Below are 25,501 nucleotides of genomic sequence, written 5' to 3'. Positions count from 1 at the left end.
TAAAATGACTCGAAATAATACATCGAAAATTGTAAATAATATGAATGAAAAGGTTTCAAAATTAGGGACAGGATTAACAGTAATTATGCTGATAGCCTTTCTGTTTTCTTGCACAAGTTCTAAAAAGAAAAGTGAAATAAAAGAACCATTCGAGGATATAAAAATAGGGTTCATAAATCCAACCGAAGACAATACAGTATGGTGCTATTGGTATTGGATTAATGATGATATTTCTAAAGAAGGGATTACCAAAGATTTAGAAGCGATGAAAAAAGCGGGAATTGGAGGCGCCTTAATTGGTAATATAAACCCAGCTCGTAAAGACGGAAAAGTACCTATGTTAAGTGAAGAGTGGTGGTCGCACATGGTGCATGCGGTTGTAGAAGGAAAACGAATTGGTGTAGATATAGGCGTTTTTAATTGTCCAGGTTGGAGTCAGAGTGGTGGACCTTGGGTAGATTCTGAAAAAGCAATGCGCTATTTAACCTTTAGTGAAACGAAAGTTGAAGGAGGTAAATTAGTGAACGTTAAATTAAAACAGCCAAACGAAAAATTTCAAGACACACATACTTTAGCTTTTAAAGCATCTGAGACAGAACAAAAAAGTACACAATTCATTCCAACCAAAGTAACTGCCAATTGGAATGATTTAGATGTAAAAGTACTAATTGATGGAAACACAGAATCAGACACTCGTTTTAAAGTTCAAGGAAAGCAAGCTTTAGAGATAACTTTCAATTTAGATGAATCAATTAAAGCGCGTTCCATTTCAATAGTACCAAGTCAAGAATTTAAATGTCAAATAGAAGTATCTGCAGTTGTTGACGGAAAAGAGCAAGTAATCAAAAAATTTACTTTCGATCGTTCTAAAATGACTCCCAATGTAGGGCCAATTTTAAAAGGGGCTTATGCAACAACGTTACCAGATGTTAAAGCACAGCAATTTAAATTAAAATGTAGTCAGTTTAGTTCTCGTAAAAAAACATTCGGTTTTGCAGAAATAACTATTTCTGAAGCTCCAATTTTAGATAAATATATAGAAAAACAATTAGGTAAAATGCATCCAACACCATTGCCAAATTGGAATTCTTATGTATTTAGTAAACAAGATGAATTAACGTCTAAAAACTTAAGTGTACATCCTGATGATGTTATTGATATAAGTAATAAAATTGATAAAAATGGGAATTTGAACTGGAATGCACCCAAAGGAAATTGGATTGTTTTACGAATGGGAATGTCACCTACAGGAACTAAAAATGCACCAGCTGCACCTCAAGGTGTAGGGTATGAAATTGATAAAATGAATAGCAAGCTTGTCCAATATCATTTTGATAATTTCGTGGGAGAATTGTTAAAACGTATTCCAGAAGAAAGTAAGTCTGCTTTCAAATATGTTATTGCAGATAGTTACGAAATGGGTTCTCAAAACTGGACAGACAATTATGAAGTAAAATTTCAAGAAAAATATGCCTACAATCCTGTAAAATATTTACCAGTTTTGTCGGGGCGAATTGTGGGAAGTGTAGAAGAATCAGAACGTTTTCTTTGGGATTTACGTCGCTCTATTGCTGATGATGTAGCGTATGAATATGTCGGAGCCTTAAAAAAAGCAAGTAACAAACATAATTTGAAAACTTGGTTAGAAAACTATGGACATTGGGGTTTTCCTGGGGAGTTTATGATGTATGGTGGACAATCGGATTTGATATCTGGAGAGTTTTGGAACGAAGGTACATTGGGTAATATAGAATGTAAAGCCTCTTCATCAACATCTCATACATATGGAAAACCTATCACTTCTGCAGAAGCATTTACATCTTCTCGAAAAACATACCTTAGGCACCCAGCCATGTTAAAAAAACGAGGCGATTGGTCGTTAACAGAAGGTGTCAATCATTTTGTCTTGCACTTATACATTCACCAACCAGACGATAATCGTAAGCCAGGAATGAATGCTTGGTTTGGTACAGAATTCAATCGCCATAACACATGGTTTAGTCAAGCTGATACTTATTTTGATTATTTAAGACGTTGCCAACATTTGTTACAACAAGGTAAATATGTAGCAGATGTGTGCTATTTTATTGGAGAAGACACGCCAATAATGACGGGCGGTCGTGTTCCTGAAATTCCAAAAGGCTATTCGTATGACTATATCAATGCCGAAGTAATTCTAAACAGATTGTCTGTAAAAGATGGACGTTTTGTGTTACCAGATGGTATGTCTTATAAAGTTATGGTTTTACCACCTTTTAAAACCATGCGACCGGAATTACTAAAAAAGATAGAAGAGTTGGTGCAACAAGGAGGAGTCATTTTAGGACAAAAACCTGAAAAATCTCCGAGTTTACAAAATTATCCAGAAAGCGACGAAATCGTTAAAACCATAGCCAACAAAATATGGAGTGGAACCTACAACCAAGGTAAAATGGATAAAGCATTCGGTAAAGGTAAAGTGTTAGACGGTTACGAATTATCTGAAGTCTTTGAAAAGCTAAAATTAGCAGAAGATGTTAAAGTTTCTGAAGATACACCTGTGTTATGGACACATAGAACTACGCCAGAAATGGATATTTATTTTATCACAAATCAAAGTGATGAAACCATAGAATTATCTCCAGTTTTTAGAGTGCGTAAAGATTTGAAACCACAACTTTGGGATGCTGTTAGTGGAGAAATCAGAGCATTACCAGAGTTTGAAATCACGAAAACGGGAGTAAAAATACCTTTACAATTAAAAGCGGCTCAGAGTTGGTTTATTGTGTTTGCTAGAGACAATAAGTTATTGGAAAAACCAATAAATACAGAAAATTTTCCTGCATTTGAAACAATAAGCGAATTGAAAAATCCGTTTTCAGTAGATTTCTCAAATAAGGAAATCGGTCCTAAAGAACCAATCGTTTTTAATACTTTAGAGGATTGGTCTACATCAGAAAACGAGCAAATTAAATATTATTCTGGTACAGCAACGTATACAACCACTTTTACAATAGATAAACTCCCTAAAAATAAAGCGTTTTATTTGAATTTAGGAAAGCTTTCTGTGATGGCTAAGGTAAAATTAAATGGAAAAGATTTGGGAGGGCTTTGGATAGCACCTTATCGTTTAAACATTTCAAAAGCACTAAAAAGAGGAGAAAATAAATTGGAAATAGAAGTGGTTAATTTATGGAGAAACCAATTGATAAAAGACAAACAACGTCCAGAAAATGAAAAATATACTTGGTTAGTTATTGATGATATCAAACCGAAATCAAAATTACAGCCTTCAGGATTGTTAGGTCCAGTAAGTATTGAAACGACTAAACAATAATAAATAATACATACAAATATAAAATAACATGTACATAATTTCGAGCAATAGATTGGCAACAGTCATACTGACGATACTATTTTTGGTTTCGTGTTCTTCAGTTCAAAATACTATTCCACCGCACGAGTTGGTAGTAAGTGAACAATTTAAAAATCCAATAGGTTTTTACGATGCTACACCTTCTTTTTCATGGAAACTACCACAAGATAAAAACATCAAAAAGCAAACAGCTTATTCGATTGTAGTGGCTTCTAAACCTGAACTACTACCAAATAATGCTGATTTATGGGAAAGCGGAAAAGTGGAAAGTGAACAAACTCTATTTGTCAAATACAAAGGAAAAAAACTCTCTTCGCGACAAAAAGTGTATTGGCAGCTAAAGTTTTGGGATCAAGATAAAAAGGCTTCAGCTTGGAGTGAGGTAGCCAACTTTGAGTTAGGATTACTTCATAACTCCGATTGGCAAGCTAAATGGATTAGCTTGCCAAAAGTAGATAAAGCAAAGTCGCCAAAGACGAATAAAACCTCTTATAAAGTACAGTACTTGCGAAATGAGTTTACTCTTGACTCTAAAATTGAATCTGCTAGATTGTACATTACGGCAAAGGGACTTTTTGAAGCTGAAATCAATGGCAAAAAGGTTGGCGAAGATGTAATGGCTCCAGGTTGGACCCCTTACAATAAACGCATTGAAACCTTAACTTATGATGTAATAGACCATTTGCAAGATGGTTCTAATGCCATTGGAATTTCCTTAGCTGAGGGCTGGTATGCAGGTCGATTAATGCTTAGAGGCTATCCAAAAGTTTCGCCCAAAGTAATGTGTCAACTTGAAGTAAAATATACCAATGGCGATGTTAAAACCTTTATTACTGATGAAAGTTGGAAAGCTACCCAAGAGGGAGCAATTGTTTATGCTGGAATTTATGATGGAGAGCAATATGATGAACGGAAAGAACAAAAATCTTGGTCGTTAACATCATTTGATGCTACAAGTTGGCAAAAGGTGGTTGCTGAAGATATAGATGCACAAATTAGTTTGACACCTAAGCGACACAATACAGTTAAATCTGTAGAAGAGTTAGCTCCAATTGCTATTACAGAGATTGACAAAGGTGTGGTAATTTTTGATATGGGGCAAAACATGGTGGGTGTGCCTCGTATTAAAGTGCCAATGGATAAAGATGGAACTTTAAAAATACGTTTTGCCGAAATGCTTCAGCAAGATGGACGTATGTATACTAAAAATTACCGAGGTGCAGTTTCAACCGATTATTATACCGCTAAAGAAGATGGACAAATTGAATATCAACCAACATTTACGTTTCACGGTTTTAGATATGTAGAGTTAAGTGGTTTTGATGCAAATGCCACACCAGATAAATCATGGGTAACAGGTGTTGTGCAGCATTCTAATTATGATTTGAATGTTGAGTTTAACTCGTCACACGAAAAACTAAATCAACTACAAAGTAATATTATTTGGGGTTTAAGAGGTAATACACTTGATATACCAACCGATTGTCCGCAACGTGATGAAAGAGCAGGCTGGACAGGAGATGCTCAGGTCATTGCACCCACCTCGTTTTTTTTAGGTGATGTGCATTCCTTTTGGATGAGTTGGTTGCAAAGTGTACGAAACGATCAAGATGAAGATGGTGCGGTGCCTGTAATGGTACCTTCTTTAGGAGGTAAGCTTAAAGCTGGTGCTGGTTGGAGCGATGTAATCACTATTGTCCCTTGGGAAACTTACCAACGTACTGGTGATGTAGGTGTTTTGGAGGAAAACTATGCAAGTATGAAAAAATGGGTAGGATTTTATCAGTCAAATGCCAAAGATCATATTGTTAAAATGTTTACCCACGGCGATTGGTTACAACCCTATTCAACACATAAAAGAGATGAGCGATTTGGTGTAACCTCAAATAAGCTAATTATCACAGCTCATTATGCGCACTCTGCTTACCTAACTGCTCAAGCTGCAAGAGTGCTAGGATTTGAGTCTGAAGCCAAAGAATATGAGCTTTTATTCTATGCTATTCGTGATGTATTTCAAAATAGTTTTTTCGATACTCAAGGACGCATTATTGAAGGTCCTGAAACTCAAACCGCTTATTTATTAGCCTTAGCGTTCGATTTATTGGATGAAGAATTAGCGCAAAAAGCAGTACCTCATTTATTGGAACAAATAAAACTAACCGATAACCATTTGCGTACCGGTTTTTTAGGTACACCTTTATTGCCTTTAGTACTTGATAAAATAGGCGAGACCGACTTGATGTATGAAATTTTGTTTAAAGAAACCTACCCATCGTGGTTCTATTCCATAAATCAAGGGGCAACCACTATGTGGGAACGTTGGAATAGTTACACCCATAAAGATGGTTTTAACAAAGGCGGTATGAATTCTTTCAACCATTATGCTTACGGAGCTATTGGTCGTTGGATGTACGAACGTATTGCGGGTATTAAACCTATTAAAGTGGGCTACAAAGAAATAGAAATTGCTCCTATTCCAGGCGGCCCTTTAACATCTGCAGCTGCTACTTATAATTCGCCTTATGGCAAAGTAAGTTCAAGTTGGAAAATAGTCGACAAGCAGTTTAATTTAGATATAGTAGTACCTCCAAATACAACTGCTCAAGTTTTTGTGCCAGGAAATACACAAGAAAGCATTAAGGTAAACGGAGTAGAATTTGAGAGTAATTCAGATATAAAATTACTAAGGAAAACAAATAAAGCTTTTGTTTTTCAGGTAAACTCAGGAACATATTCATTTGAAACGAATTATTAAAAAATACATCTTTTAAAATGCTTAGAAATCATATCATATTTTGTTTGATGTTTCTTTTTTATGGATTTGGTTTTGCTCAGGTTGTAGAAATCGAAAGTAAAAAAGATCAAGATTATTTATTGGAAATTAAGAAAGAACTTAATGTAAAGTGGCCAAATAATAGAACTATAAATATTGTTTTTCACGGACATAGTGTGCCTTCAGGGTATTTTAAAACACCTGTAGTTAATACCTTGTCTTCTTATCCGTATCAGGTTTTAAGGAAAATTAAAGAAAAATACCCCCATGCCGTTGTAAATTCTATTATTACTGCAATTGGAGGAGAAAACTCTGTAAAAGGAGCCGAAAGGTTTAAAAATGAAGTTTTAAATCTTAACCCTGATATTCTATTTATAGATTATGGCTTAAATGACCGAAAGATAGGATTAAAAAAGGCAAAACGAGCTTGGGAATACATGATAGAAAGTGCTTTAAAGAATGACATTCTTGTTATTTTATTAACACCCTCACCTGATAGTAGGGTTGATTATAGTAATCCTGAAAATAAACTATGGCAACACGCTAATCAAATAAGAAAACTAGCTGATACTTATAATATAGAGTTAGTTGATAGTTATAAGGCTTTTGAGTTTTTATATTCTAAAAAGAAAAAACTTAAAAAGTATATGGCACAAGTAAATCATCCTAATGAAAAAGGACATGAGTTGATCACTAAAGAAATTATGAAGCATTTTAAATAGATTTAAAAGGGTGGTGTTTTTAGTAAAGAAAAAGGTGAAGTTCAGACATCCATAATAAAGAGAAACTAAAAGTAATCTAGAACTTAAACCTAGAGGATACAAAGCTACGGCGAACTATTACTGCGGGTGAATATTCAAAAGCTCCATGGCATGGTTAGAGTATAGATTTGATTTAAAAAAATATAAAATAATGATAAAAGTAGGATTATTTGGTATCGGGTTAGATACCTATTGGCCGCAATTTGAAGGATTATTAGAACGGTTAGAAGGTTATCAACAACAAATAGCAACTAAAATGGAAAGTTTTGGTGCTGAGGTTGTCAATGTTGGTTTGGTAGATTCCCCTGTGGTTGCAAGAGAAAAAGCTCAGGTGCTAAAAACAGAAGATGTAGATATCTTGTTTTTATATATCTCTACGTATGCCTTATCATCTACAGTATTACCTGTAGTACAAAAAGTAAAATGTCCAATAGTTATTTTAAATATACAACCTGTTGCAGCTATAGATTACGAAAGCTTTAATGCATTAGGAGATCGTGGTAAAATGACTGGAGAGTGGTTGGCGCATTGTCAAGCCTGTTCGGTACCAGAATTTGCAAATGTGTTTAATCGTGCAGGAATAGATTACGAATTTGTAACAGGTTATTTAGATGAGCAAGTCGTTTGGGATGAAATTCAAGATTGGATAGATGCTACAAAAGTCGCTTCGATAATGCAAAATAATAGACTCGGTGTTTTAGGACATTATTATGCAGGTATGTTAGACGTATATTCCGATTTAACAAAACAATCTTCAGCTTTTGGAACGCATATAGAAATTGTCGAAATGTGTGAAGTAAAAAAGTACAGAGATGCTGTTACAAATGACGAGGTTGGTGAAAAAATAGCTGAATTCCAAAATGCCTTTGAAGTGATTGATACTTGTGAAGAAGAAGAATTGGTACGCGCAGCAAAAACATCAATAGCTTTAGATAAATTGGTTAAAAGCCACGATTTAGGTTCTTTAGCCTATTATTATGAAGGCGAATCAGGAAACGAATATGAAAATATTGTAACTTCTGTCATAGCAGGAAACACCTTATTAACAGGAAAAAATGTACCGGTTGCAGGAGAATATGAAGTGAAAAATGCCCAAGCTATGAAAATTATGGATGCCTTTGGAGTAGGTGGTTCGTTTTCGGAGTTTTATGCCATGGATTTTAATGATGACATTGTGATGCTAGGTCACGATGGGCCTGCACATTTTGCCATTGCAGAAGGTAATGTACAATTAGTACCTTTGCCAGTATATCATGGAAAACCAGGAAAAGGCTTGTCAATTCAAATGACTGTGAAACACGGGCCAGTAACTTTGTTGTCTGTTGTTGAAGGTAAAGATGACGTGTTTCTGTTAGTTGCCGAAGGAGAATCGGAAAAAGGGCCAATATTACAAATAGGGAACACCAATAGTCGTTACCGTTTTTCAATAGGAGCAAGAACTTTTATGAATGAGTGGTCTAAACAAGGTCCATCTCACCATTGTGCTATTGGTGTAGGGCATATTGCGAATAAAATTGATAAGTTAGGTAAAGTGTTAAACTTGAAAGTAGTTAGAATCTGTTAAAGATAAAAAGGATGAAAATACTATATAAAATGCTGTTTATAGGATTATTTCTGAATTTATTTGTGCCAGGTTTAACTGCCCAAAATACACCCTTAGAACAAAATTTTCAGAATCCGCCAGCATCTGCGAAACCACGTACTATGTGGTTTTGGATAAACGGAAACGTTACAAAAGAAGGTATAACAGCCGACCTAGAAGCTATGAAAAACGTAGGCATTCAGGGTGCTCTGATTTTTAATGTGAATTTAGGAAACCCGAAAGGTTTTGCTGATTATTTAAGTACGGCATGGCTAGATTTATTTCATTTTGCTGCTTCGGAGGCCAAACGGTTAAAACTCGAATTAAGTTTTCATAATGGTGCCGGTTGGTCGTCAACGGGAGGGCCATCAATCACCCCAGAATATGCCATGCAAGAACTGGTTTTTTCTGAAACCTCACATACCGGAAATAACACATTTAATGCTAAACTACCTCAACCTAAAACACACTTAAATTATTATAGAGACATCGCCATTCTTGCTTTTCCTAAACCTAAAAACGACCAACGAATTGGCGAATTAGATACAAAAATACTTTCGCATAAAGTTAGAAACCACCTAACACCTGATAATAAGAATGTTTCTGATTTGGCAATAGTTAAAAAAGCAGAAATTATCGATTTGACAACAAAGCTTTCGAAAGATGGGGTTTTAAAATGGCAAGCACCTAAAGGCGAATGGACTATTTTACGAATTGGATATACACCAACTGGTGAAAAAAATCGTTTTCCGAGTGATGGCGGACGTGGTTTAGAATGCGATAAAATGAATAAAAAAGCGGTTGATGTTTTTTGGCAAGGTGGCATCCAACCCATTATTAAAAAATTAGATACTTTAATAGGTACTGCTGTTACAAGATGCCATATTGATAGCTACGAGGTAGGTACTACAAACTGGACAGCAAATTTCGCTGAAGAATTTAAAAACCTTCGTTCTTACAACTGTAAAGCATATTTACCTGCATTAGCCGGTTACTATATAGAAAACGGTGAAGAAACGGAACGTTTTCTTTGGGATTTTAGACGCACTATTGGAGATTTAATTGCTAAGAATTATTACGGTTATTTCGGTGAACTTTGCCATAAAAACGGCATGCAATTTTCTACAGAACCCTATTGGGGACCATTTGATAGCATGCAAGTTGGTGCAACTGCAGATGTGGTAATGTCTGAATTTTGGAGTGGTAGTTTGGCCTTTTTTGACTCGCCAAAATTTGTTGCTTCGATTGCCAAATTAAATGGAAGCCCAATTGCCGAAGCAGAATCTTTTACTGGTATGGGAGGCTGGAACCAACATCCAGGTACACTAAAAGCCATGGGCGACTTGGCCTGGGCGCAAGGAATCAATCGTTTTGTTTTTCACTGTTATGTACACCAACCTTGGAATGTTGGACCTGGATTGACTTTACAGGTTTTTGGAACAGATTTTAACCGTTTAAATACGTGGTGGAATCAGAGCAAACCTTTTGTAAATTATATTAGTAGAGGTCAGTTTTTACTACAGCAAGGCACCTCGGTAGCCGATGTCTTGGTTTTTACAGGAGAAGCATCTCCAAATGATGCGCTTTTAATGCCAGAACTAAAAGCATTAGGCTATGATTATGATGTGATTGGGTCAAACAAAATACATTCGTTAACGGTAAAAGACGGTCTTATTTACACCACAGTTGGAGAAAAATACAAGGCTTTGGTATTGCCTTCAATCGAATGGATGACACCAGAAACACTTACTAAGATTAAAGAACTAGCCAATTTAGGAGCACAAATTAGTGGTTCAAAACCAAAAAAATCGCCAAGTCTTGAAAAGTATCCTACTTGCGATGAAAAGGTTGTTGAGTTAGCTGATAATTTATGGAATTCTGGTATTATTAAAGATAACTCGATTTTAGATGTTTTAAAAAACGGCACATTGCCTCCAGATTTTTCTATTGAAGAAGGACACCGTGAATCTATTGATTTTATTCACAGAAAAACAGAAGATACGGACATTTATTTTGTAGTAAATTCTAAGAAAGAAAGTCGAGAGTTAGCCTGTCGTTTTAGAGTATCAGGAAAACAACCTGAGCTTTGGAATGCTGAAACCGGAGAAATAACTAAGGCTACAATATGGCATAAAAATGATGATGGTACTACAACAGTATCGGTAGCGTTTGAACCAGAAGGTTCTGTTTTTGTGGTTTTTAGAAATCTGACATATTCAGATCAACATATTGTAAATGCTGAAATGAAGTTGAAAAATCCAGAAGTAAAGCCCCTTTCAAACTTGAAAATTATCAAAGCAGAATATGGAACATTTTTACCTGATGGCTTGGTTGATGTCACGGAGGTAGTTGCAAACAGGATTCAAAATAATGGATTGAATATACACGCTACGAGAGAACTTTCTATAGGTGATCCGGCACCTGGTTACAAAAAAGAATTACGCATTCAATATACAATAGGAGAAGAGGTCTTCGAAAAAAATGCCATGGAAAGAGAATGGTTAGAAATAGAGGCTACAAACAGCGGGAAATTAACGGTCTTAAAAGCTGTCTTTGGAAAATTTGCTAGAGGTGTTGATGGCATCCCACCAAATAAACCAGTTTTTGATGTAACTGAAAAAGTAAAATCAATGGTTGCTTCAGATGTATATGAAATTCCAGTAAATGACGGTTTGCTTGAAGGAAAAGAGATTAAGACAAAGAAAGCCCTACGTGTTATTTACACAATTAATAATGAAGAGAAAATGGTTACTGTTTCCAATGGAGGGATATTAAAATTTACTCAAACAACATCAGGACCAAAATTAGTATTTGAAGATGATAAAGTGAATTTGGTTACACCCTTTGCTGGAGAAATAAAATACGAATCGTCAAACGGAAAAACCAAAACTTTAAAAGTAAAATCAATACCTGAGCCTATTGATTTATCTAATGATTGGCAAGTAAGCTTCCCGCTAATAAACAAAGATACTTTAGAAACTAAATTTAATCAATTGATTTCTTGGTCGGATGCTTTAGAAGAAGATATTCGTTATTTTTCGGGGACAGCTAGCTATAAAAAAGAGTTTCAAATCCCTACAAAACTTATAAAATCGCGTTATTCTTTAGAATTAGATTTAAGTAATGTTAAGGTAATTGCTGAAGTGATTCTTAATGGAGAAAACCTTGGAATTTTATGGAAAACCCCATATAGAATCAATCTTGATGATGCAATTTTAAAGGGTACCAACACACTTGAAGTAAAAATTACTAACCTTTGGCCAAATAGATTAATTGGCGACGAGCTGATGAAGCTAGATTACGAAAGAAAAGGACCAAATATAAAAGAATGGCCCAAGTGGCTTTTAAACAATAGCAATAGACCAACAGAACGTGTAACTTTAGCTGCGTTTAAACATTATAATAAAAACTCAGAACTTTTGCCATCTGGTTTAATAGGTCCTGTTAAAATTAGTGTTTCAAAAGTCAAGAAGTTATAGAAAATTAAAACAAAGTTTATTGAAGTTAATTTAAGCTTTAAATTAGCTAACAAAATTAAAATATGATGCGAATAATACTCTTAAGTTTAGTGTTACTAATATGTGTAGCTTGCAAAACCAAGCAAAACACAACCATACCCAATATTATTATTATAAATGTTGATGACATGGGGTGGAAAGATGTTGGTTTTATGGGAAGCGAATATTATGAAACTCCTAATATAGATTACCTATCTAGTTTAGGAATGGTATTTACAAATGGCTACGCATCTGCTTCCAACTGTGCACCAAGTAGAGCCAGTTTAATGACAGGGCAGTGGACACCGCGACACGGCGTTTACACCGTTAGCCCTTCAACACGAGGTAAATCTGAAGATAGAAAAATAATCCCTATTAAAAACACGCATACTTTATCACCAGAACATCATATTTTACCTGAGGTTTTAAATGAAAATGGATATGTTACTTGTCATGCTGGAAAATGGCATTTAAGTGATAACCCCTTAGAATATGGATTTGATGTAAATATTGCTGGAGGGCACAATGGGTTACCTAAAAGTTATTATCCACCTTATAAAAATGTGAAGATAGAAAAAGGCAATAGTCAATATTTGACTGATTTGGTCATGGAAAATGCTTTAAAGTTTGTAGATACCGTTCAAAAACCATTTTATTTGAACTATTCGCCTTATGCAGTGCATGTTCCTATAATGGCAGTAGATAGTATTGTACCTAAATACGAAAAAAAATCACCTTGGAAAGGGCAAGGTAACCCACAATATGCTTCTATGGTAGATAATTTAGACAGAAATATAGGCTTACTTATCAGAAAATTAAAAGAAAGAAACCTTTTTGATAACACGCTTATTGTGTTTACTTCAGACAATGGCGGTTTGTATGGCATAACAAAACAAAAACCACTTAGAGCAGGAAAAGGAAGCTATTACGAAGGCGGTATTAGAGAACCTTTTTTCTTTGTATTGAAAGATAAGATTAAGGCAAACACAAAGAGCGAAATTCCCATAACTAACTTAGATATTTTTCCAACGGTATTAAAATATGCGGGAGTAGATGCCAGTGCGCTTCAGTTAGATGGAAATAATTTAGCACCCGTTTTAGAAGAAGATGTACAGGTTTTTGAGCGACCTCTGTTTTGGCATTTCCCTGTTTATTTAGAAGCATATAACGTAAACGATAACGAAAATCGCGACCCTTTATTTAGAACGCGTCCAGGATCTGTGGTAAGAAAAGGAGATTGGAAATTACATTATTACTTTGAAGATAATGCTATTGAATTGTATAATTTGTCTGAAGACATCGCAGAAAGACGTAATCTCTCAGAAAAAAATCCTGAAAAAGCTGCCGAAATGGTAGCGCTTTTAAATACTTGGTGGGAAGATACAAATGCGCCTATTCCAAAAACTGAAAATCCAGAATACATAAATAAAATAGAGTAGTAAAAAGTAAATTAAAACATTATGCAAGCACTATTAGGAGTCATATTTCACTCATTAGGAGGGGTAGCCGCAGGAAGCTTTTATATGCCATATAATAAAGTAAAAGGTTGGGCATGGGAAACCTACTGGATGGTAGGAGGCGTAATGTCTTGGCTAATTGTGCCACCAATAGCTGCTTATTTAACTGTTCCAGGTTTTGTAGATATTATAGCATCGAGTTCTAGTGCTATTCTAGGATTTACTTTTTTAATGGGATTACTTTGGGGTGTTGGAGGACTATCTTATGGATTAGGTGTACGTTATTTAGGCATGTCTTTAGGGAATTCTGTAGTATTAGGGTTTTGTGCTGCTTTTGGGGCTGTTGTACCTTCTATTTACTATAATTTTAATCCACAAGACGGTAAAATATCATTTACAGATATGATATCTTCAACAGGCGGTCAAGTGGTATTGTTGGGGGTGTTAGTCTGTTTGTTAGGGATAGCTCTTTGTGGAAAGGCAGGTATGCTGAAAGAAAAAGAACTCTCGGAAGAAGAAAAGAAAAAGAGCGTAAGCGAGTTTAATTTAGTAAAAGGATTAATTGTTGCTGTACTTTCGGGAATTTTAAGTTCTTTTTTTAGCTTTGGTATTGAGGGAGGAAAACCGCTTGCAGATGCTGCTGTGGCAGCAGGATACGATCATTTATTTGCCAATAACGTCACTTTTGTAGTGATTCTTTGGGGAGGTTTAGTTTCTAATTTAGTATGGACAACCTATTTGAGTATAAAGAACAAGGCGTATAAAGACTTTACAAATAAAGAAACACCAATTTCCAAAAACTTACTATTTTCTACTTTAGCGGGTACTATCTGGTTTTTACAGTTTTTCTTTTACGGAATGGGAGAAAGCAAATTAGGCAATGGTGCCAGTTCTTGGATTTTACACATGTCTACCATTATTTTAACGGCTAATCTTTGGGGTGTATATCGTAAGGAGTGGCATGGTGTTGCTAAAAAAACCAAATGGACAATAACATCAGGAATTATAGTGATTATATTATCTGTTGTTTTGGTGGGAATAGGGAATTCTATATAGAAGTTAAACCTGATACTACAGGATAATAAAAAGCAAAATAAAAATTAATTTTAAAAATAATTTTATTTAAATAATTTATGGATACTTCAAATTGGGTACTACAATTTTTAGGACGCTTACATCCACTATTGGTACACTTTCCAATAGGTCTCTTGGTAGTTGCATTACTACTAGAGATATTAACTATAGGAGGTAAACGAAAAGGACTTAGAGAAGGTATTAATTGGATGATTTATATAGGTGCAGGATTTGCAGTATTTTCAGCACTCTTTGGTTGGTTCTTAAAAACTCAAGAAGCGTATACTGGCGATTTAGTAGATAATCATCAATACACGGGTATAGCAACAGCAGTATTAGCAATAGTTACAGCCATAATTTTAAAAAATAGTCTAAAAACCCCCATTGTAAATTTAAAAGCATATCGGTTTATGCTCTTTGCAACAGTAGTTTTGCTTACTATAGCAGGACATTTAGGTGCCAACCTAACTCATGGCGAAGATTATTTAACATCTGTTTTTCCAGGTAGTAAAGAGAGATATAGTAATAAAGAATCGGGAGCATTACTATCTGAACTTAAAGGAGCAGATTCTTTATCAGAATTGCAAAAAGATAAATTAAACTTAGAAGTAAGGGGGCTTTTTGCTCATAAATGTTACCAATGTCATAGTGAAAACAAGCAAAAAGGCGAGTTAGTGCTTGAAACTAAACGAGGTGTTTTTAAAGGAGGCAAAAGTGGACTGGCAGTTGTACCAGGTAAGCCAGAAGAAAGTGAAATTTACAAGCGTATTATACTTCCGGCTAATGATAAAAAGGTAATGCCTACAAAAGGTAAACTATTAACTACAGATGAGATAGCGCTTGTAAAACTATGGATTAAAGAAGGCGCACATTGGTCTGATAAAGCGGTGAAAGTTTTTCCAGAAGCAACATTAGCCCTAGTGAAGCCAGAATTACCAAAGGTTGAAGATATTACACATCCCGTCGATAAATTAATAGCTATTTATTTTGATGAAAATAATCTTGATTGGCAAGAGGTTATTGACGATAGGGCTTTTATAAGACGTGCCTACATGGATGCTGTTGGGTTATTACCAGAACCAAGCGTAGTTAAAAATTTTATAAACGATAATAATCCAAACAAAAGAGAAGCGTTAGTTGATACTTTGCTAAATGATAATCAAAATTACACGCAACATTGGTTAAGTTTTTGGAATGATTTGTTACGAAATGATTACTACAGCGTAGGAGGAAAAAAACAGATTACACATTGGCTGTATAATTCGCTAATGAAAAATAAATCTTATGACCAAATAGTAACTGAATTGGTAAACCCTATAAAAGGTTCAGAAGGTTTTATAAAGGGTGTAAAATGGCGTGGTGTTGTTAATGCTAGTCAAAGAACCGAGATGCAAGCAGCTCAAAACATTGGGCAATCTTTAATGGGTGTTAATGTAAAATGTGCGTCGTGCCATAATAGTTTTATTAGTAATCTAACTTTAGATCAAGCCTATGGTTTTGCAACTATATTTTCTGATTCCATATTGGAATTGAATCGCTGTGATAAGCCCATAGGGAAAATGGCTAAGGCTAATTTTTTATATCCAGAATTAGGGAGTGTTGAAGGAGAAACCGTTAAGGATAGATTGTTAAAACTATCAGAGGTGATGGTGCAGAGAGATAATGGGAGACTCTACCGAACCATTGCGAATAGGTTTTGGGATCGATTAATGGGACGTGGTATTGTCGAGCCTTTAGATGAAATGGATAATGCGCCATGGGACGCTGAGGTACTAGATTGGTTATCAGCAGATTTTATAGATTCGGGTTCAGATTTAAAGCATTTAATTAGGAGAATCATGACCTCTAAAGTCTATCAATTACCCATGGTCAATTATAAAAAAGCGGAAGATTTAAAAACGAAGTATGTCTTTAAGGGTCCTGTAACACGCCGATTAAGTGCTGAACAATTTTCGGACGCTGTAAGTCAAATTATTGCGCCTTTATACCCACAAGCAGCATTTAACCCTAACGGAGATGATATTAAAGCCATACGTATATGGCACCTAGAAGAAGAGTTGGGAAGAGTAGTACTACCTGAACCTGGTAAAAGGTATTTTAGAAAATCGTTTAATGTTTCAAAAGAAACTATTAAAAAAGGAGAGGTTTTAATTTCGGTTGATAATTCTTATGTACTTTATCTTAATGGAAAAAAAATATTACAAAATAAAAATTGGAAAGTCGTTGATAAAGTTGATGTTACAAGTTATCTAAAAGCAGGAAAAAACTCCATAGCAATTATAGGTGAAAATGGAGGAACTATTGCAAATCCAGCTGGAATATTATTTGCTTTAAAGTTAGACTATGAAAATGGAAAAAGTATACTCTTAAAATCCGATAAATCTTGGGTGAGTTCTCGTGATTTACCAGAAGGCGATTGGGTTGCGGTTGCGTATGATGATAGTTCATGGAAAAAAGTTAGAAATTATAGTACCGGAAATTTTAAGAATTGGGGGCAACTACTTGATTTTACATTTAAACCACACAACGAAAAATTTGCACGTGCTAGTTTGGTAAAACAACATCCGTTTATGAAAGCTTTAGGAAGACCTAGCAGAGAAATTGTAACCACATCAAGAGAAGATCAAGCAACATTATTGCAAGCTTTAGAACTTACAAACGGTGAATTTTTTAACGGAATTTTAGAAGAAGGTGCGCAATCGTGGTTAATAAAATATGGAGAGGATAGTAGTGCTATTGTAGATGATTTATATGAACAGGCATTGAATAGGCAACCTTCAAATGAAGAAAAAACAATGATGCTAAATGTTTTAGGAAATGTGCCTAAACAAGAACAATTGCAGGATGCGTTTTGGGCGGTTTTAATGTCGCCAGAATTTCAATTTATTAATTAAAAATTAAAAAAATGGATGTAAATAAGTCACGTAGAGATTTTTTGAAAAAAATGAGTGCTGCTAGTTTATCGGCAGCAGCAACTACCATTCCAGGTTTTAGTTTTTTAAGTTCTTGTTCACCTGAGGTTCAAAAAATGGCATCTACAGCAGATACCGTTATTTTACTGTGGATGGCTGGAGGTATGGCGCATACCGAGACATTTGATCCTAAAGCTTATGTACCTTTTGAAAAAGGCGTGGAAAGCAAGCGCGTGTTAAGTACTTTTCCTAAGAAACCCACTATAGTTGATGATTTATATTTTTCTGAAGGATTAGAAGGTATTGGAAGTGTAATGGATAAAGGAGCTATAATCCGTTCCTATAAATCTGCAGATTTAGGACATATTTTGCATACACGTCATCAATATCATTGGCACACTTGTTATGAACCACCACAGTCTGTACAAGCTCCGCACATAGGGTCGTGGATAGCCAAGGAGTTAGGACCTGCGAATCCTGTTATCCCTCCTTTTATTGCTATGGGGCAACGTTTTACAATGGGGGAGTCTGAAGAGCTCAAAGCATTTCACTCTGCAGGATTTTTAGGTACAGAATATGGTCCATTTTTAATTCCTGACCCTTCAAGTGGTTTAGAAAGTGTACGTCCACCAAAGGGTATGTCGCTTAAACGTTTTGAAGCACGTTATAGATTGTATAAAGAACTTGCCAATAAAAGCGAGGTCATGGAGCAGGGTAGTGATTATCAGCGTGAGTCTTTAATGCGTTCTATGGAACAGTCGTATCGCTTATTGAATTCGCCAGAAGCCAAAGTTTTTGATTTATCTGAAGAACCAAAAGAAGTTTATGATACTTATAATACAGGACGCTTTGGGTTAGGTTGTTTGTTGGCAAAACGATTAGCGATGAATGGAGGTCGATTTATTAGTGTGTCTACAGAATACGAACCGTTTTTGGGGTGGGATACTCACGAAAATGGACACACAAGACTTAAAAAGATGAAAGCGCTTATAGATAGACCTATAGCTCAACTTGTTAAAGATTTAGACGAAACAGGTCATTTAGATAGAACACTTATTATTTTGGCAAGTGAGTTTAGTCGAGATGCTATTATGGAGGGTAGACCTGGAGAACTTGTTAAAAATCAAGTAAATCAACCCGATATTATAAGAAAAGAAAAACACTATGGAATGCATCGTCATTTCACAGACGGCAGTTCTATTTTAATGTGGGGAGGCGGTGTAAAAAAAGGATTAGTTTATGGTAAAACTGCAGACGAAAGGCCTTGTTCATCAATAGAGAATCCAGTAGTAATAGATGAAGTACATCAATCTGTTTATCATGCTTTAGGTATTCATCCAGAAACCCATTATGAAATAGAAGGTAGACCATTTTATACAACGCCAGATGGTAAAGGAAAGCCCATATTAGATTTATTTGGGAATCCTATGAAATCATCAAAAGAAAACATCGCTTAAAATTTAATTCCGTTATGACAAAGTCTAATATGAATCGTAGAACGTTTATAAATACAACAGCAAAAGCAAGTTTAGGTTTGGCAGTTGTGCCTCATTTTAACATATTAAAATCTAAACCAGAGATGTATGACGATATTATTGGTCATGGCGATTTTAAATATAAAGTACATAAATCTTGGGGAGATTTAGATAGGGATATTACCCCAGTAAAGAATTGTCATGAAATGGTAATGGATTCTCAAGGTAGGCTTATAATGGTGGGTGATGACACACATAATAATGTTTTAATATATGATAAATCAGGTAAATTGTTAGATGCTTGGGGAGTGCGTTACAAAGGAGGTCATGGATTATCTTTATGGAATGATGGCTCTGATGATTTTTTATTTATAGCTGATACTAAAGGCGGTGAACTTATTAAAACTACAACTGATGGAAAAGAATTAATGATTATAGGGCACCCATCTCTATATGGAGCTTACGATAAAAAGGATAAATTTAAACCTACCGAAAGTGCCATTGGACCTAATGGAGATATTTACATAGCCGATGGTTATGGGTCGCAGTACATACTTCAATTTACAAAAGACGGAGAGTTTATTAGAAAAATTGGAGAAGGAAATGGGACAGGGCAAAACCAATTTCAAACAGCACATGGTGTTTGTATAGATTACAGAGGAAAAGGAGAACCTACATTGCTTATAACCTCTAGAGCTAGTAATTGTTTTAAGCGTTTTACATTAGATGGCGTGTATATAGAGCAAATAGACTTACCTGGAGCCTTTGTTTGTCGCCCTGTTATTCATAATGATAATTTGTATTCAGGTGTATGTTGGTCTTCAGAAATTGACTATGATGCTTCAAGGCGTATGGAAACTCATCCTACAAAAACAAGCCCAGGTTCTGGTTTCGTTACTATTTTGGATGATAAAGGTAAAGTAGTTTCCAACCCTGGTGGTACAAAACCAAAATACAAAAAAGGAAAGCTACAACGTATGGTTCAAGAAAAACCGATTTTTCGCCATTGTCACGATGTGTGTGTTGATAATGATGAAAATTTATACGTGTGCCAATGGAACGCAAATAAAGCGTATCCTATTAAACTTGAAAGAGTCTAAAAGGCTTGTTTTAAAACAGCAATGTAAAAACAGTTTCTACATCAGGTGTAGATTTCACCATTAAATGCCCTTGATGCAATTGCATAATGTGCTTAGAAAGACTTAAGCCAATACCTGTCCCCTTTTCTTTGGTGGTGAAAAACGGAATAAAAATTTGATTGATGTTTTCTTCTAAAATTCCTGAGCCATTATCGCTCACAAGTATTTCTACATTGCCAGATATTGTTTTTATGCCTTCTAGCTTAATAACTCCATTTGTATGCTGATGTAATGAATCTATCGAATTTTTAATCAAATTAACAAGTACCTGCATAATCTGATTTTCGTCTGCGAAAAACTCTAAATTAGTTGGTGTAATTTGAGTTTCGAGAGATATTTTTTTATGTGCCTTTTCGTTACTTACTAACGTGATTATTTTTTCGAATAATGCAGACACTTTTATAAGTGTTTTATCGGGTTTAGGAATTTTTGTTAAAGAACGATATCCTGTTACAAAATCGGTTAAACCTAAACTTTGTTCTTGTATTACGGCCAATCCTTTTTTTACTTTTTCTAAATCACTTTCTTTTAATTGGTTCAGTTGAATTTTACCATTATCAGTTTTAATGACCTTAGATAAACTATCTGAAATAGAAGTTATTGGCGCCAAAGCATTCATAATTTCATGGCTCATTACCTTTATTAATCCCATCCAAGAATCGACTTGTTTAGTGTCTAATTCGCTATAAATATTTTGAATACTAACTAATAAAAGAGACACATTGTTAACTTCTATAGGTTTAGATTCAATTTTTAAATCAACTGTTGTACGTTCGTTCGTTATAGAAATTACCTGTTGCTTAAAAGGTTGTAGTTTACTAACTAAATTATAGACGCTGTTATCTATTTTTTTTAGCTGTTGAATATGTGTAAGCACATCGCAATTCAACAATTTTTTTGCACTTTCGTTGGCAAACAAAATATGCCCTTTGGCATTAATAGATAATAAGCCAACATTGGTATATGCTAATAAAGTTTGGTAATACTGCTCTTGGGCTTGGGTATGCAATTTTTCATCTTGAATAATTCTATTAACCTTATTTAAATGCGCATTTAATTGATTTGTTACCGAGTTATTTGTGTTTTCTGAAAAGCTAATAGTGGAATCTGAATTTTCTATAGCATTAAAGAAAAACATGAGTTTACGGTTGGTGCTGTTTAGAAAATTGACAAGTGAAATTATTTGTAAAATTAATACGACTCCTAGTAATACAGCAATACCTTTTATATCATTTAAAATAAAATACACTACGCTAGCACATACCAATACTAGCAATAGTACTCTTAAAATTATTTTTAAATATAAATTTTTAGATAGCATTTTAGAATATTAAATTTTATAACGCTTTGTTTTATTGTATAAGGTTTGACGCGTGATACCTAACTGTTCTGCAGCAGTACTATAATTACCATCGTGTTTTTTTAGCGCAGTAATAATCATATTTTTTTCCATTTCGTCAATGGTTATGTCTGCCGTGTTTAATGCCTTTGTTTGCCGCTGATTAAACATAAAATCGTTTACCGTTAATAGATTATTCTCACTTAAAATAACACAACGTTCCATAGTATGTTGTAGCTCTCTAATATTTCCGGGCCAAGTATATTTAAGTAGTTTTTTCTTGATGGCACTACTCAATTTTAATCCTTTTTTATCGTATTTATTCGCATACTTATTTAAGAAAAATTCTGCCAATTCTATAATATCATTGCCACGTTCTCTAAGTGCGGGTACTTCAATATGTATAGTATTTATTCGGTACAACAAATCTTCTCTAAAAAGTCCTTCATCAACCATTTTATTCAAATCGCAATTGGTAGCGCAAACCAATCTAACATCTACAGGAATAACTTTGTTAGACCCAATACGAACGATTTCTTTTTGTTGAATCACTTTTAATAATTTAGACTGTAACTGTAATGGCAAATTACCTATTTCATCTAAAAAAAGCGTACCATTATGTGCAACTTCAAACTTACCTGCTCTATCATTTTTAGCATCGGTAAAGGCACCTTTTACATGTCCAAAAAGTTCACTTTCAAAAAGGCTTTCGGGTATGGCACTTACATCTACATTTACTAAAATTTCTTGATGTTGCGCAGATTGGTTGTGAATGGCTCGCGCAATTAACTCTTTACCAGTACCATTTTCGCCAGTTATTAAAACATTTGCAGAGGTTTTTGCAACTTTTTCAGTAATTTTTAAAACTGCGTTTATAGCTGAAGAAGTACCAATAATTTGTTGCTCTGTTTCGTTGATAAGGTGCTTTAATTTTTTTTCGCTTTGTTTTAGTAAACTTACTTCTTTCTTAGATTTTCCTAATTGAAAAGCTGCGTGAATGGTGGCCAAAATCTTTTCGTTATCCCATGGTTTTAATACAAAATCTATAGCGCCTTCTTTTAAGGTATTTACAGCTAATTCTACATCGCCAAAAGCAGTCATCATTATTACAGAAGCATCGGGTGCTATTTCTTTTAATTTTCTTAGCCAATAAAACCCTTCATTTCCTGTATTTATTCTGGATGAAAAATTCATGTCCAAAAGAATAACATCGTAGCTTTTTAAATCGGTAACCGAAGATATTCCGTTTGGGTTTTGAAGAGTAGTTACAGTTTTGTAAACATCTTGCAACAACAATTCTAAGGCGCTTAGCACCCCTTTATTGTCGTCTACGATAAGTATTTTTCCAGATTGCAACATAATAATCCAAAGCTACAAATAAGAACAATACTCAACTATAAAGTGTAAAATATTTTTACACTTTGTATAAAAATATTTTACATAAAAAGGACGGTTAGATATTGATGACGTTTGTAACCTGTTGAATTGTAGTGTGTTGTTTTTTTTGGCACGCATATCGTTATATAAAATACAAAACAATAAAAAATGAAAAACACTTTCCTAATTTTTGTAACCTACATTGCCTTTTCTTTAAATGGTAATGCACAAAAATTATGGACTTTAGAGGAATGCATTGTTTATGCTTGTGAAAATAACTTAGACCAAAAAACAAAAATTTACAATTCGGAGATTGATAAGGAATCGTTTCAACAATCTAAACGAGATTTTTTGCCAGACTTTAGCGCTGTATCAAATTTAAACAGACGATTTGGTAGGTATGTAGACCCAAATAATAACGATGTTATTAATACTGCAACGTCATCAAACACCTATGGAGTAACATCGTCTTTAAACCTGTTTAATAATTTTAAAAAGTGGCACCAAAGGTCGCAGAAAAAACTGCTATATCATGCAAGCTTAGAAGCTGTTTTGCAAGCAAAATACAACCTTTCTTTTGATGTGATGAATGCTTTCTATCTTGTAAAATTTAGAGAAGATTTATTGCAAATCACAAAAGAAAAATTAGAAATCTCTAATTTAAACTACGAGTTGGTAACTTCAAAAATAGAACTAGGACTGCTAGCGAAATCTAATTTATACGATATTGAATCTGAATTAGGTACTAATAAATTAGAAATAGCTCAAGCCCAAAACGCCTTAAATGAAGCGACTTTAAATCTCATTCAAATCATGAATTTTAATGGCACGAGTATAAAGCTAAAACCCGATTTAGTAGCATTAAAATCTCTTGATAGTTTAACCTTAGAAACTGTTTTTTCTAAAGCAATTGCGTTTCTTCCGTCTATTAAACAACAAGAATTACAGGTAAATGCTTCAGAAAAAAACTTGGCTATTAGAAGGAGTGATTTTTATCCATCATTAGCATTAAATGCGGCGTATAGAACAGGTTATTTTGAAACGAGTATTGATGAAAATGGATTGATAACTCCTTTTTTAGACCAGTTATCTAATAATGCTGCCAAATCCATTGGTTTGTCTTTAAGAATTCCGATTACCAATAAATGGTCAAAACATTCCAATGTAAAAATTGCTAAAATAAATATCTTAAAAGAAAAGAATATTCTAGAGCAAAAGAAGCAAGAACTTTATAAAGAAATACAAAAAACAATTCAAAAAAACACTGCGCTTTTAGCGGAAAAAGAGGAGAATGAGTCTAACCTAAAATCTAAAGAACTCGCTTTTAACTTTGCTCAAAAAAAGTTTAACAAAGGGCTGGCTACGATTTACGAATTAGAGGTTGCCAAAAATAATTTAGCACAAGCTAAAATTGAAAGAACCAGAATTAATTTACAATTACAATATCAAAAAAAGGCAATAGATTTTTATTGTGGTATTGCTGTTTTTCCTTTTAAATAATAACAAAGAATGGATACTAAAATAGAGAAGAAAAGAACACTACAACCCAAACATATTGGCATAGGATTACTTGTAATTATTTTAATCGCAATATTTCTATACAATAGTTTAGGCACGCCTAGTACATCATCAGAAGTTAAAAAAAATGAAATTACGATAACAGAGGTTAAACGCTCTAATTTTAATGATTACATTACAATTAATGGCGTTGTAAAACCCATTACTACAGTATATCTTGATGCCTACGAAAACGGAAGAATTGTTGAAAAATATATAGAAGAAGGCAGTATTGTAAAAAAAGGAGATATTATATTAAAGCTAGAAAACAGGCAGTTATATGAGCAAATTTTAGCAAGCGAAAACAACCTAGCCATTAAGCAAAACAATTTAAGAGAAACAAAAATAAATTTTGAGTCGCAACGTGTTTTTAATCAAAAAAGTTTACTTGAAGCAGAATACAGAGTTATAAAAGCAAACAGGTCTTTTGAGCAAAACAAATCGTTATTTGAAGAAGAATTAATAGCTAAAGAAAATTATATAAGAGCCAAAGAAGAAAAAGAATTGGCTTCTAAACAGTACGATGTTATCAAGTTTAAAGCAAAGCAAGATTCGTTATTAAGTGCTACAGGTATAAAAGAATTAGACAACGATTTAATACGAATGAAAAAAACCTTAGCCATGGTTTATGAAAGAATTGAACACTTAAATGTTAGAGCAACTATAGATGGCCAATTAGGAATGCTAGATGCCGAAATTGGGCAGAGTATTTCCCAAGGACAACGTATAGGACAGATACACGTGTTAACCAATTTTAAAGTACAGTCTAATATAGATGAGCATTATATTGATAGAGTTACGAGACATGTTTCTGCATCTTTAGAACGCGATGGAGAAACCTATGCCTTAAAAACTAAAAAAATATATCCGGAGGTAAGAGATGGAGAATTTCAAATAGACCTAAGTTTTATAAACGAAAAACCAAACAACATAAGAACAGGGCAAAGTTATTTTATAAAATTAGAATTGGGTACACCTACAAATGCTATACTTGTTAGCAGAGGAGCGTTTTCTAATACTACTGGCGGAAATTGGATTTACGCTGTAGATGCTTCTGGTAATTTTGCAACTAAACGCCAAATAAAAATAGGCAAACAAAACCCTCAATATTATGAAATTCTTGAAGGCCTACAACCTAACGAACGTGTAATAACATCTAGCTATAAAAATTTTGAAAACAGCGATAAACTTATTTTAAATTAA

General features: G+C 34.2%; 14 protein-coding genes. 12 read left to right on the top strand and 2 right to left on the bottom strand.

Annotation, left to right across the window (positions count from 1 at the left end; all coding sequences use genetic code 11):
• The first annotated feature begins 4 nt into the window (after positions 1-4).
• The 10 genes from Q0772_RS00795 (at position 5) to Q0772_RS00750 (ending at position 19,986) form a co-directional block, all read left to right on the top strand.
• A complete protein-coding gene (locus Q0772_RS00795; protein ID WP_298338847.1) occupies positions 5-3,316 on the top strand; it encodes a glycosyl hydrolase in 3,312 nt (1,103 codons plus the stop codon).
• Positions 3,317-3,344: 28 nt separating this feature from the next.
• Positions 3,345-6,110 carry a glycoside hydrolase family 78 protein gene (locus tag Q0772_RS00790; protein WP_298338844.1) on the top strand — a complete coding sequence of 922 codons (2,766 nt, stop codon included), beginning with the start codon at positions 3,345-3,347 and terminating at the stop codon, positions 6,108-6,110.
• A gap of 17 nt (positions 6,111-6,127) precedes the next feature.
• Positions 6,128-6,850 carry an SGNH/GDSL hydrolase family protein gene (locus Q0772_RS00785; RefSeq protein ID WP_298338841.1) on the top strand — a complete coding sequence of 241 codons (723 nt, stop codon included), beginning with the start codon at positions 6,128-6,130 and terminating at the stop codon, positions 6,848-6,850.
• 190 nt (positions 6,851-7,040) lie between these two features.
• The gene (locus Q0772_RS00780) at positions 7,041-8,453 is read left to right on the top strand and encodes an L-fucose/L-arabinose isomerase family protein (protein WP_298338838.1); all 1,413 of its coding nucleotides are present in this window, start codon (positions 7,041-7,043) and stop codon (positions 8,451-8,453) included.
• Between the two features lie 11 nt (positions 8,454-8,464).
• On the top strand, positions 8,465-11,950 hold the full coding sequence (locus tag Q0772_RS00775; RefSeq protein ID WP_298338835.1) for a glycosyl hydrolase: 3,486 nt from the start codon (positions 8,465-8,467) through the stop codon (positions 11,948-11,950).
• Between the two features lie 62 nt (positions 11,951-12,012).
• Positions 12,013-13,407, top strand: coding sequence for a sulfatase (locus Q0772_RS00770; RefSeq protein WP_298338832.1), 1,395 nt, complete (start codon positions 12,013-12,015; stop codon positions 13,405-13,407).
• Positions 13,408-13,428: 21 nt separating this feature from the next.
• The gene (gene rhaT, locus Q0772_RS00765) at positions 13,429-14,481 is read left to right on the top strand and encodes an L-rhamnose/proton symporter RhaT (RefSeq protein ID WP_298338829.1); all 1,053 of its coding nucleotides are present in this window, start codon (positions 13,429-13,431) and stop codon (positions 14,479-14,481) included.
• A 77-nt stretch (positions 14,482-14,558) separates the two neighbouring features.
• Positions 14,559-17,393, top strand: coding sequence for a DUF1553 domain-containing protein (locus Q0772_RS00760; RefSeq protein ID WP_298338826.1), 2,835 nt, complete (start codon positions 14,559-14,561; stop codon positions 17,391-17,393).
• A gap of 11 nt (positions 17,394-17,404) precedes the next feature.
• Complete coding sequence (locus tag Q0772_RS00755) at positions 17,405-18,868, top strand: DUF1501 domain-containing protein (RefSeq protein ID WP_298338823.1); 1,464 nt, start codon at positions 17,405-17,407, stop codon at positions 18,866-18,868.
• 14 nt (positions 18,869-18,882) lie between these two features.
• The gene (locus Q0772_RS00750; RefSeq protein WP_298338820.1) at positions 18,883-19,986 is read left to right on the top strand and encodes a 6-bladed beta-propeller; all 1,104 of its coding nucleotides are present in this window, start codon (positions 18,883-18,885) and stop codon (positions 19,984-19,986) included.
• A 10-nt stretch (positions 19,987-19,996) separates the two neighbouring features.
• Here the strand turns inward: Q0772_RS00750 and Q0772_RS00745 are convergent, their stop codons facing one another.
• Together Q0772_RS00745 and Q0772_RS00740 are read right to left on the bottom strand one after the other, a co-directional pair.
• Positions 19,997-21,346, bottom strand: a complete 1,350-nt coding sequence (locus tag Q0772_RS00745) for a PAS domain-containing sensor histidine kinase (RefSeq protein WP_298338818.1) — start codon at positions 21,344-21,346, stop codon at positions 19,997-19,999.
• A 9-nt stretch (positions 21,347-21,355) separates the two neighbouring features.
• Complete coding sequence (locus Q0772_RS00740) at positions 21,356-22,723, bottom strand: sigma-54 dependent transcriptional regulator (protein ID WP_298338815.1); 1,368 nt, start codon at positions 22,721-22,723, stop codon at positions 21,356-21,358.
• Positions 22,724-22,909: 186 nt separating this feature from the next.
• Here Q0772_RS00740 and Q0772_RS00735 point away from each other — a divergent pair, with 186 nt between their 5' ends.
• Positions 22,910-24,241 (top strand): TolC family protein, encoded by a 1,332-nt coding sequence (locus Q0772_RS00735; RefSeq protein WP_298338810.1) that lies wholly within the window; start codon positions 22,910-22,912, stop codon positions 24,239-24,241.
• A gap of 9 nt (positions 24,242-24,250) precedes the next feature.
• Complete coding sequence (locus Q0772_RS00730) at positions 24,251-25,501, top strand: HlyD family efflux transporter periplasmic adaptor subunit (protein WP_298338807.1); 1,251 nt, start codon at positions 24,251-24,253, stop codon at positions 25,499-25,501.

The organism is uncultured Algibacter sp., from assembly GCF_947490405.1.
GTDB lineage: Bacteria > Bacteroidota > Bacteroidia > Flavobacteriales > Flavobacteriaceae > Algibacter_B.
The sequence above is the reverse complement of the archived record's forward strand: the minus strand, read 5'-3'. Positions and strand labels throughout refer to the sequence as shown.

Bases quoted from the DNA above. Each gene is read 5' to 3' on its own strand.
- Q0772_RS00750 (WP_298338820.1), top strand. From the start codon at position 18,883: ATGACAAAGTCTAATATGAATCGTAGAACGTTTATAAATACAACAGCA.
- Q0772_RS00775 (WP_298338835.1), top strand. From the start codon at position 8,465: ATGAAAATACTATATAAAATGCTGTTTATAGGATTATTTCTGAATTTA.
- rhaT (WP_298338829.1), top strand. From the start codon at position 13,429: ATGCAAGCACTATTAGGAGTCATATTTCACTCATTAGGAGGGGTAGCC.
- Q0772_RS00760 (WP_298338826.1), top strand. From the start codon at position 14,559: ATGGATACTTCAAATTGGGTACTACAATTTTTAGGACGCTTACATCCA.
- Q0772_RS00780 (WP_298338838.1), top strand. From the start codon at position 7,041: ATGATAAAAGTAGGATTATTTGGTATCGGGTTAGATACCTATTGGCCG.
- Q0772_RS00795 (WP_298338847.1), top strand. From the start codon at position 5: ATGACTCGAAATAATACATCGAAAATTGTAAATAATATGAATGAAAAG.
- Q0772_RS00785 (WP_298338841.1), top strand. From the start codon at position 6,128: ATGCTTAGAAATCATATCATATTTTGTTTGATGTTTCTTTTTTATGGA.
- Q0772_RS00755 (WP_298338823.1), top strand. From the start codon at position 17,405: ATGGATGTAAATAAGTCACGTAGAGATTTTTTGAAAAAAATGAGTGCT.
- Q0772_RS00740 (WP_298338815.1), bottom strand. From the start codon at position 22,723: ATGTTGCAATCTGGAAAAATACTTATCGTAGACGACAATAAAGGGGTG.
- Q0772_RS00770 (WP_298338832.1), top strand. From the start codon at position 12,013: ATGATGCGAATAATACTCTTAAGTTTAGTGTTACTAATATGTGTAGCT.
- Q0772_RS00730 (WP_298338807.1), top strand. From the start codon at position 24,251: ATGGATACTAAAATAGAGAAGAAAAGAACACTACAACCCAAACATATT.
- Q0772_RS00790 (WP_298338844.1), top strand. From the start codon at position 3,345: ATGTACATAATTTCGAGCAATAGATTGGCAACAGTCATACTGACGATA.
- Q0772_RS00745 (WP_298338818.1), bottom strand. From the start codon at position 21,346: ATGCTATCTAAAAATTTATATTTAAAAATAATTTTAAGAGTACTATTG.
- Q0772_RS00735 (WP_298338810.1), top strand. From the start codon at position 22,910: ATGAAAAACACTTTCCTAATTTTTGTAACCTACATTGCCTTTTCTTTA.